The following is a 9,790-nucleotide window of genomic DNA, read 5'->3' as shown; positions in this document are numbered from 1 at the left end:
CCGCGCGAGCCGCGGGCAGCTTCGCCGCCGGATCGATGCCGGCCAGCCAGATGGCGCGCACCTTGCCGGCCTGCGCCGCAGCCCAGATGCCGTTGGCATCGAGGCCGCGCTGTTTGCGCGACGCATAACCCGGCCCAGCATCAGGACGCACTCCCATCTCGATGGCACCGCGGCTATTGCCGCCCGCCAACAAGGCAATGATACCATTGTTCGCTGTGCCGGCCCGACCGGTCAGCATCATCAAGGCCGCCAGCGCCTCGGTCAGAGCCGGGCCGGCGCTGCGCGCTTCCCAGCCATACACGATCAAGCTCTGCTCAGCGGCGAGAAAGTCTTTCGCGAGCGTTTCCAACTCTGCCACCGGCAACCCGCACGCCGCCGCCAAATCAGCGAGCTTCGACTGGCCTACCGCTCGGCGCAGTTCATTCCATCCATGCACCCAATCGAGCGCTGCCGGCTTGCCACCCGCTTCAAGCGCCGCCTTGAGCAGAGCATAGACAAACGCCAATTCACCTTCGGGCCGGTAGCGCACCACTTTCGTCGCCGAGCGATCGAGCTTGGCTGGGCGCAGACCAGCGACGACCAGCTTGCCGCCGCGCTGGGCAATCCCGCGCAGCCGCAGCAGATAGAGCGGCGCTTCCTCTTCGGGATCGGCCCCAACCACCAACACTACCGTCCCCGCGCCGAGTTTGCTCAGATCGGTGCCGGGGCCGGGAGCGAGCAGACCGCCGATCTCATCGGGAGGGAGCGCCGCCGGCCCGCCGCTGCCGGTGTCAATGTTCTCGCTGCCCAACTCGCGCAGCAGCTTCTGGAAAAGGTAGAGGTCTTCGTTGCTCAGGTGCGGCCCAGCCAAACCAGCCAAGGCGCTGGCGCCGTGCCGCGCACGGATAATCGTCAACCGATCGGCCACTTGCTCCAGCGCTTCGTCCCAACTGACCGGCACCAGCTTACCATCGCGCCGCACCAACGGCGTGGTCAGGCGATCGGGCAGCTCGGTAAAGCGATGGCCATAACGACCCTTATCACAAATCCAGATATCGTTCACTGCCGCATTCTCGCGCGGCATCACCCGCATGAGGCGGTCGTGGCGCATATCGAGGGTGAGGTTACAGCCAACCGGGCACAGCGTGCAGACCACCGGCTTGCTCTGCAACTCCCACACCCGCGCCTTAAAGCGGAAATCGCTGCTGGTGAGCGCCCCCACCGGGCAAATATCGGTCGTATTACCAGAGAACTTGCTGTTGAAGGGCGGATCCGACTTCGAGATAATCATCCAATTGCGGCCCCGGTTATCAAAACCGAGCACCGGGTCATCGGCAATCTCATCTTGGAAGCGGACGCAGCGCCCGCAGAGGATGCAGCGCTCGCGATCGAGATAGATCAAGTCGCCGAGCTTCACCGGCTTCTCGAAATGCACCTTATCGTTATAATCGAAGCGCGAGACCGCCGGCCCCCAACCCATCGTCAAGTTCTGCAACGGGCACTCGCCGCCTTTATCGCACACCGGGCAATCGAGCGGGTGCGAGGTCAGCAAAAACTCGAGCACGCCGCGCTGAGCAAACTTCACCTGTTCGGTGGTGGTCAACACCACCATTCCCGGACTGACCGGCGTGGTACAGGCGGTCTGCAATTTCGGCATCATTGCAATGACCGGCTGGCCATTGGCATCGAGCACCGGCTGGCGGGTAGCCGGATCGATCTTGGGAGTACCGACTTCCACCAGACACATCCGGCACATACCGACCGGCTTAAGGCGCGGATGGTAGCAGAAGACTGGGATGGCGATCCCGGCTTGGCGAGCCGCATCAACAATATTGGTACCGGCAGGCACCGTCACCTGCACTCCATCGATGGTAAGCGTCACATCTGGCATTGTACGTTACCCTATTCTAGGAACGGATGGATGACCCCTCACCCCCAACCCCTCTCCCCGTTTACGGGGAGAGGGGAGCTGCTTGGTGTGCTGCACTGCATTGTGCCCCCACCCCCACCCCCGCTGGGAGAGGGGAGGTTGGCCTCCGGCCCTGCTCCTGCTGACGTGGGGATGACCCCTCACCCCCAACCTCTCTCCCCGTTTACGGGGAGAGGGGAGCTGCTGTATCTCAGGTAGCGGGATGGAGAGGTGCAAATTCATCGCTCTATCGCCCTACTCCCTGCTCCCTACCTCTCGCAACGGCCTACCGGTGAGCCAGCAGCGGGATATGATGGCCATTCCGGCGGCTGCTCTGTTTCACCAGCGCCTCGAATTCGTGCGGGAAGAGCTGCAAGGCGCTCTTGATCGGCATGACGGCGCTTTCGCCGAGCAGGCAGAAGCAGTTGCCGGCCATCTGGCGATAGATGCCGTGCAGCGTATCAATATCGGCAGCGGTGGCATGGCCCTCTTCAACCATACGATGGAGCACGCGCACGAGCCAGTGCGTGCCCTCGCGGCAGGGAGTACACTTGCCGCAGCTCTCGTGCTTGAAAAATTCGTCCATCTTGTAAGCGACGTGCGGCGCCGAGACGGTATCGTTGAGCACAATCACTGCGCCGGAACCGAGCATCGAACCGGCGGCGGCGATGCTCTCGTAATCGAGCGGCACATCGAGATGGTCAGCGGTGAGCCACGGCGCGGATGCGCCACCGGGAATGATAATCTTCACCGGACGGCCACCCTTCATCCCGCCGCCATATTCGGGCGATTCGATCAGTTCGCGCAAGGGCACGCCAAAGGGCAACTCGTAGTTGCCGGGACGATTGACGTGACCGCTGAGCGAAAAGCATTTGGTGCCGGGACTCTTCTCGGTACCGTGCGAACGGTACCACGCCACCCCCTTCTCGACAATGCGCGGCACGTTGGCTAGCGTCTCGACGTTGTTGATAATCGTCGGCTTGCCGTACAGGCCAGCCACAGCGGGGAACGGCGGCTTGAGACGCGGCTGGCCGATCTTGCCCTCCAGCGACTCCATCAACGCTGTCTCTTCGCCGCAGATATAGGCCCCGGCACCGCGATGAACGTAGATATCGAGATCAAAATCGGCGCCGAGAATCTTCTTGCCAAGAAAGCCGGCGGCATAGGCCTGCGCAATCGCCCGTTCGAGCGTGCGCGCAGCGGCGGCGAATTCGCCGCGCATATAGATATAGGCCACATTGGCCTCGATGGCGTAGGCCGATAAGGCCACCCCTTCGATTAACTGGTGGGGATTCTTGTCGATAATCTGGTGGTTATTGAACGTCCCCGGTTCAGACTCGTCGCAGTTGCAGAGCAGGTAGCGGGGATAGACGCCTTTGGGCAGAAAGCCCCACTTAATGCCGGTAGGGAAGCCAGCGCCGCCGCGCCCGCGCAAGCCCGATTCCTTCACCATCTGGACAATATCAGCCGGCGTCTTTTCGGTCAGCGCATAGCGATACGCTTCCCAGCCGCCGTGGCGGCGATAGACCTCAAAATCGGCAATCTCGGGAATATCGAGTTCCCGCATCACAATATGTTCACTCAGCCCCATCGCACTCAACTTTCTAGCGCGCCCAACAACAGCGGCGCGGCATCACAACGGCGAGGCCTTGCGGGTATCAGGCCGGTCAAGCCCGGCATCGGCTTTGGGGGCCACCGACGGCGGCGCCGGCGCCGGTGCAGCGGGTGGCTCAATCACAAACTCGCGCGGACGGTAGGGAGCAAACCGCTCGATCTGTACCAGCCGGCCATCGCGAGTGAACTCGTAATCTTCGGCGAAGCGGCCACTAACGCCGCGCTTGCGTGCTTCAGCAGCGCGTGCGCGCAGATCGTTCAACAGCGCCTGCACTCGATCAGGGGTGACATCGTACACATAATCGAGGTTTGCCTGCAACACCGGCGCGCGGTCGCACGCGGCTAAACACTTCACCCGCTGCAAGGTGAACATCCCGTCGGGTGTGGTTTCGTCTTCGCGAATGCCGAGCGTCTGCTTGAGCGCCGTGATCAGCTCTTCGGCACCGCAGTAACAACAGGGCACATCATCGCACACTTGCAGCACCCACGTCCCGACGGGTCGGTTGTAGAAGAGGGTATAAAACCCGACCACCTCAAAAACATCAGTGGCCGGCAATTCCAAAATCGCCGCCACCTCGCGAATGGCGTCATCAGTCAGATAGCCGTAGGTGTCTTGGGCAAGGTATAACAATGGCAACACCGCGCTGCGCTTGCTGGCGTAGCGAGCGACGATGGCCTCGATTTCAGCTTGATGGGTTTCAAGTAGCGTCACGGTCTCCTCCGTGGTATAGATGACCCCTCACCCCCAGCCCTTCTCCCCGTGTGGGGGGAGGACCCCTCACCCCCAGCCCCTCTCCCCGTGTGGGGGGAGGACCCCTCACCCCCAGCCCCGCTTCCCGTGTGGGGGGGAGGACCCCTCACCCCCAGCCCCGCTTCCCGTGTGGGGGGGGGAGGACCCCTCCCCCCCAGCCCCTCTCCCGCTGGGGGAGGGGTGATATGTCAGCGATCGACCTCGCCGAGGACTGGATCGAGGCTGGCGATCAGCGCGACCAGATCGGCGACTAGCCGGCCTTTGGCCATGTAGGCCAGACTCTGCAAATTGATGAACGATGGCGCGCGGAAGTGAACCCGCCACGGCTTGGGGCTGCCGTCGCTCACCACGTAGCAGCCGAGAATACCGCGGGGTGACTCGATGCTCACGTAGGCATCGCCGCGCGGCGGCTTGAAGCCCTCTGTCCACAGCTTGAAGTGGTGGATCAGCGACTCCATGCTCTCGGTAATCTCGTGTTTCGGCGGCGGGGCCACTTTCCGATCGGATGTGAGCACCGGCCCCGGCCCCAACTCGCGCAGGCGATCGGTCGCCTGCTGCACGATTTTGACGCTCTGGCGCATCTCGGCTATGCGCACGCGATAGCGGTCGTAGATGTCTCCATTCTTCCCAATCGGAATTTCAAACGAGTAGGTCTCATAGCCGCTGTAGGGCATCGCTTTGCGCACATCGTAGGCGACGCCAGTCGCGCGCAGGTTGGCGCCGGTGAGGCCAAGGGCAATCGCCGACTGGGCGTCGATCACACCGACGCCAACGGTGCGTTCCAGCCAGAGCGGATTGGCGGTCAGCAGATCCTCGTACTCGTCGATGCGGGATGGCATAATGGCGAGGAACTGCTCGACAGTGGGGATGAAATCCGTCGGCAGATCGTAGGCAAGACCGCCGATGCGGAAATAGCTGGTCATCATGCGCGCGCCGGAGACCAGCTCGAAGATATCGAGAATCTGCTCGCGCTCGCGGAAGGCGTAGAGAAAGACACTCATTGCCGCTAGATCGAGGGCATGGGTGCCGAGCCAGACCAGATGCGACGAAATGCGCTGCAACTCGGTGAGCAAGACGCGGGCAATCTGAGCGCGTTCGGGAATCTCAACGCCGAGCAACTTCTCGACCGCGAGCGCATAGCAGAGATTATTCGAGAGCGGGGCCAAATAATCCATGCGGTCGGTCAACACCACCGCCTTCTGGTAGGTCTTGCTCTCCATCGTCTTCTCGATGCCGGTATGGAGATAGCCGACATCGGGAGCGACATTGACCACGACTTCGCCATCGAGTTCGAGCACCAAGCGCAACACACCGTGCGTGCTGGGGTGGTGTGGCCCCATATTCAGCACCATCGTTTCGGTGCGCCCGGCGATGGCCGGCTCAATGATCTGTTGGGGGGTAGGGACAGTAATCGGTTCGGCCATACACTACTCCCTCGCAAACGGCTTGCGCGCGTAGATGCGGTCTTGGTTAAACGAAAACGCAATCTCTTCGTCGCCGAGCGGATGATCCTTGCGCAGCGGGTGGCCGACCCAATCATCGGGCAACAAGATGCGGGTGAGCGAGGGATGGCCGGTGAAGGTAATCCCTAGCAAGTCAAACGTCTCACGCTCTTGATAATTGGCGGTGGGGAAGAGCGAGGTCAGCGAGGGAACCGCCGGGTTCGGCTCATCGCAGCCAACCTTGAGACAGACGCGATGGCGATGGCGCATACTGGTGAGGTGGGCCACCACCTCGAAGCGCGGCTTACGGCCAAGATAATCGACCCCGCAGAGATTTTCGAGAAAGGTATACGCAAGTTCTGGATCATCGCGCAAGAGCTGGGCCGCAGCCAGATAGCCAGCCGGCGTTAGGGTTACGCTCAGATCGCCACGGAACTCGCTCACCGCCAGTATCTCTTTGCCAACCTTTGCGCGCAACGCGGCAAGCACCGTCTGATTATTCATACTACTTCACCTGCACAAGCGGATGCTCAATCCGGATCGGCGCTTCCTTCTTGCCGTTGATCTTCTCGCGCATCACTTTCTGATGGAGCATCATAATGCCATCGATCAAGGCTTCGGGGCGAGGGGGGCAACCGGCGACATAGACATCGACCGGCACCACCTCATCAACACCTTGGACAATCGCGTAGTTATTGAAAATCCCGCCGCATGCCGCACAATCACCCATCGCGATGACCCACTTGGGTTCGGGCATCTGGTCGTATAGCCGGCGCACGACCGGGGCCATCTTGCGCGACACCCGACCAGCAACAATCATCAGATCGGCTTGGCGCGGCGAAGCGCGGTTCAGCTCCATGCCAAAGCGGGAAAGATCATAATTACTCGCCTGCGCCCCCATCATCTCGATCGCGCAACAGGCGAGACCAAACAGCAACGGCCACATCGCATTAGTGCGGCCCCAATTCACCACCGTCTCAAGGGTGGTGGTGACAATGCCCAAATTGCCGGCCTTTTCTTCTATTCCCATCGCAACGCCCCCTTCTTCCACTCGTAGACAAAGCCGACGAGCAACACCACAAAGAAGACACCCATGACCGCAAGGCCAGCCGGACCAAGGTCGCGAAAGACGAGCGTAAACGGATAAAAGAAGACAACTTCGATATCGAACACGATGAACAACATCGCCACGACGTAGAACTTGACCGGGATGCGCCGGATTGCCGGGCCGACCGGATCCATGCCCGATTCGTAGGGCGCGAGCTTGCGCGGGGTGCTGCGGCGCGGGCCAAGCAGGGCCGAGAAGGTGATCACGAAGGCGGCAATAAACACGGCGATCAGAAAGAGGATCAGCACCGGAATGTAGGCGTCAAACATAAGCGGCCTCTCAGCGTGCAATCGCGGAACCAGCCAGCGCAGACGGAGGTGTCAAAGGAATTATACCTGTGTTCAGGGTTGTGTCAATCAGCACGATCTAAGGAAATTGCCGGTGCGATCTGTCTGAACATACCTGTGCAACTGAGAACGAGGCAAAGGCACAGAGCGAGCAGAGGTCGCAAAGACGGGAAACGCAAAGACGCAGAGATCGCAAAGGGCGCAAAGGTGTGATTTATTAATGGTTGGGGTACAAGCGCGCTTGTACCATCCCCCAAAAAACCTTTGCAACCTTAGCGTTCTTCGCGCTCTTTGCGGAGCCGGACAACCGTCCGGCTCTACGGCGCCTTACAATTTCGTGCAGGAGGTGTGCAGACACTTGATAGTAACCTATGGAATCATATGGCAACAATAACCAGTAGTCAAGACAACAATTGTCGGCTATAATACAGGCCGCAATCTATTGTAAGGTGTGAAGGAGCAGAGCGATGAACTCGACGCCAGCAGGCGAGGTCATTCAAATTGTTAACGGGCGCTTGCAGGTGCCCGATCACCCGATCATTCCCTTCGTTGAGGGCGATGGCACGGGTCGCGACATCTGGCGGGCCAGCGTGCGCGTGTTTGATGCGGCGGTTGCGCTAGCCTACGGCGGCAAGCGCAAGATCGAGTGGGTCGAGGTCTTGGCCGGCGAGAAGGCTTTCCAGCAAACCGGCAATTGGTTGCCGGATGAAACAATCGAGATCTTTCAAAAGTATCTGGTCGGGATCAAAGGCCCGCTCACCACACCGGTCGGCGGCGGCATCCGCTCGCTGAACGTGGCCCTACGCAAGCATCTCGACCTCTACGTCTGCCAGCGTCCGGTGCGCCACTTTGCCGGCGTACCCTCACCGGTCAAGCATCCGGAAAAGGTTGATATGGTGATCTTCCGCGAGAACACGGAAGATGTCTACACCGGCATCGAGTATCGGGGAGGCAGCGCGGAAGCAGCCAAGATTATCGAATTTTTGCAGCGCGAATTTCCGAAAGATTTTGACAAGATTCGCTTCGGCACCCCGGAAAAGACCGACGAGTTCCGCCAGTTGATTGGCGAGGCGCCGGAGGGTCGGATCGAGGTCGGTGTCGGCATCAAGCCGATCAGCCGCATCGGTACTGAGCGGCTTATGGCGGCGGCGATCCAGTACGCGATCAACTACAAGCGGAAGAGCATCACCATTATGCACAAGGGGAACATCCAAAAGTTCACTGAGGGCGCCTTCCGCGATTGGGCCTACGAGTATGCCGAGCGCGCTTTTGGTGATTATGTCTACACGTGGGCGCAGTGGGAGCGCACCAAGGCGGCGCGCGGCGAGGCGGCGGCCAACGCCGAGCAGAAAGAGGCGCTGGCCAGCGGCAAAATTCTGGTCAAGGACACGATCGCTGACATTATCTTCCAGCAGGTGCTGACGCGGCCCGATGAGTTTGATGTGATCGTCGCGCCGAACCTCAACGGCGACTACCTCTCGGATGCGCTGGCGGCGCAGGTAGGCGGGATTGGCATCGCTCCCGGCGGCAACATCAACTATGTCACCGGCCACGCGATCTTCGAGGCGACCCACGGCACCGCACCGAAGTATGCCGACCTCGACAAGGTGAACCCCGGTTCGGTGATTCTGTCGGGCGAGATGATGCTGCGCTATATGGGGTGGGCGGAAGCCGCCGACCTGATTATCGCCGGGCTTGAGCGTACCATCGCCGATAAGACTGTCACCTACGACTTTGCCCGCTTGATGGAGGGCGCGCGCGAGGTGAAGACATCCGAGTTCGGCAGCTTGATCATCGCTAACATGGAGAAGATCGCTGCCGGGCAGGTGCCGCACCCCGAAGAGACCTTTGGGCCGGAGATTTTGCGCCGGGCTGATGGCAAGGTCTATCCGCACGACAGCGTAGGGGCGGTGATGACGCGGGCCGTGGTGGCGGTGCCGGCGGAGGCGTCGCTGCGCGAGACGGCGATCTACATGCGCGGGCGCAATATCCATTCGGTGATCGTCAAGCCTGACGCGAGCGGTCAGTGGGGCATTATGACGATGCGTGACGTGCTGAAGAAGGTAGTGCGCGAAGGGCGCGCCGTTAATGGCCTAACCGTGGGTGATCTGACCTCGCGGCCACTGTTGAGCGTCAGTCCAGAGACGCCGATTGCTGAGTGCGCGGCGTTGATGGTCGAGCGCAATATCCGCCGGCTGGCGGTGGTTGAAAACGGCGAGCCGATCGGGATCATCTCGGAGACCGATATCTTCAGCCACGTCGCGGAGTAAAGGCGTAGAGGGAGCAAGGGCGCAGAGATTTTTTAACGCAAAGGCGCGAAGGTCGCAGAGAGCGCGAAGGGTTTTTGGGGATGGTACGAGCATGCTTGTACCCCAACCCTACAACAATTCTTAGCGTCCTTTGCGATCTCTGCGCCTTTGCGTTTCCCGTCTTTGCGTCCTTCGCAGAGCCGGACAGCCGTCCGGCTCTACTGCGTCTTTGCGTTAAGATTCTTGGCGTTCTTTGCGGAGCCGGACAGCCGTTCTACGGTGTCTTTGCCCCCTCTGCGCCTTACAGATCGTTGAAGGCGGCGCCGATGCGGGCGATGCCTTCTTCGATCTGGTCACTGCTTTGGAAGCTGAAGGCGAGGCGGATGGCGTCGTCGCCGTGGCCGGGTTCGGCGAAGCAGGCCGTGCCGGGGAGGAATTCGGCGCCGCGGGC

The 9,790-nt window shown here is 60.9% G+C and carries 8 protein-coding genes and 1 pseudogene; 2 read left to right on the top strand and 7 right to left on the bottom strand.

Going from position 1 to position 9,790, the window contains the following annotated elements; genetic code table 11:
* From nuoG to U9R81_RS15355, 7 genes are all read right to left on the bottom strand, one after another.
* Positions 1 to 1,870, bottom strand: a 1,870-nt coding sequence (gene nuoG / locus U9R81_RS15385; protein WP_322496312.1) for an NADH-quinone oxidoreductase subunit NuoG, incomplete at its 3' end; no start/stop codon positions are given.
* A gap of 304 nt (positions 1,871 to 2,174) precedes the next feature.
* Complete coding sequence (nuoF, locus tag U9R81_RS15380) at positions 2,175 to 3,479, bottom strand: NADH-quinone oxidoreductase subunit NuoF (protein ID WP_322496311.1); 1,305 nt, start codon at positions 3,477 to 3,479, stop codon at positions 2,175 to 2,177.
* Positions 3,480 to 3,521: 42 nt separating this feature from the next.
* Positions 3,522 to 4,214 (bottom strand): NAD(P)H-dependent oxidoreductase subunit E, encoded by a 693-nt coding sequence (locus U9R81_RS15375; protein ID WP_322496310.1) that lies wholly within the window; start codon positions 4,212 to 4,214, stop codon positions 3,522 to 3,524.
* A gap of 227 nt (positions 4,215 to 4,441) precedes the next feature.
* Positions 4,442 to 5,677 (bottom strand): NADH dehydrogenase (quinone) subunit D, encoded by a 1,236-nt coding sequence (gene nuoD / locus U9R81_RS15370; protein ID WP_322496309.1) that lies wholly within the window; start codon positions 5,675 to 5,677, stop codon positions 4,442 to 4,444.
* Positions 5,678 to 5,680: 3 nt separating this feature from the next.
* The gene (locus tag U9R81_RS15365; RefSeq protein ID WP_322496308.1) at positions 5,681 to 6,199 is read right to left on the bottom strand and encodes an NADH-quinone oxidoreductase subunit C; all 519 of its coding nucleotides are present in this window, start codon (positions 6,197 to 6,199) and stop codon (positions 5,681 to 5,683) included.
* A gap of 1 nt (position 6,200) precedes the next feature.
* Positions 6,201 to 6,725: an NADH-quinone oxidoreductase subunit B gene (locus U9R81_RS15360; RefSeq protein WP_066790044.1), complete on the bottom strand. Its 525-nt coding sequence runs from the start codon at positions 6,723 to 6,725 to the stop codon at positions 6,201 to 6,203.
* Positions 6,716 to 7,072, bottom strand: a complete 357-nt coding sequence (locus U9R81_RS15355; RefSeq protein ID WP_322496307.1) for an NADH-quinone oxidoreductase subunit A — start codon at positions 7,070 to 7,072, stop codon at positions 6,716 to 6,718. Before U9R81_RS15355 ends, U9R81_RS15360 begins: the two co-directional genes overlap by 10 nt.
* A 485-nt stretch (positions 7,073 to 7,557) precedes the next feature.
* Here U9R81_RS15355 and icd point away from each other — a divergent pair.
* Both icd and U9R81_RS20095 read left to right on the top strand, forming a co-directional pair.
* Positions 7,558 to 8,895 (top strand): annotated as a pseudogene (gene icd, locus U9R81_RS15350) (NADP-dependent isocitrate dehydrogenase); the annotation flags it as partial.
* The gene (locus U9R81_RS20095) at positions 8,893 to 9,360 is read left to right on the top strand and encodes a cyclic nucleotide-binding/CBS domain-containing protein (protein ID WP_342673061.1); all 468 of its coding nucleotides are present in this window, start codon (positions 8,893 to 8,895) and stop codon (positions 9,358 to 9,360) included. The pseudogene icd and the gene U9R81_RS20095, both read left to right, overlap by 3 nt.
* Positions 9,361 to 9,790: the final 430 nt, after the last annotated feature.

Origin of the sequence: Chloroflexus sp. (genome assembly GCF_034435895.1) — a bacterium.
Classification (GTDB): domain Bacteria; phylum Chloroflexota; class Chloroflexia; order Chloroflexales; family Chloroflexaceae; genus Chloroflexus.
The sequence above is the reverse complement of the archived record's forward strand: the minus strand, read 5'-3'. Positions and strand labels throughout refer to the sequence as shown.

Coding starts and splice junctions, on each gene's coding strand:
- nuoF (WP_322496311.1), bottom strand. CDS start 3,479: ATGGGGCTGAGTGAACATATTGTGATGCGGGAACTCGATATTCCCGAG.
- nuoD (WP_322496309.1), bottom strand. CDS start 5,677: ATGGCCGAACCGATTACTGTCCCTACCCCCCAACAGATCATTGAGCCG.
- U9R81_RS15365 (WP_322496308.1), bottom strand. CDS start 6,199: ATGAATAATCAGACGGTGCTTGCCGCGTTGCGCGCAAAGGTTGGCAAA.
- U9R81_RS15360 (WP_066790044.1), bottom strand. CDS start 6,725: ATGGGAATAGAAGAAAAGGCCGGCAATTTGGGCATTGTCACCACCACC.
- U9R81_RS15355 (WP_322496307.1), bottom strand. CDS start 7,072: ATGTTTGACGCCTACATTCCGGTGCTGATCCTCTTTCTGATCGCCGTG.
- U9R81_RS20095 (WP_342673061.1), top strand. CDS start 8,893: ATGGAGAAGATCGCTGCCGGGCAGGTGCCGCACCCCGAAGAGACCTTT.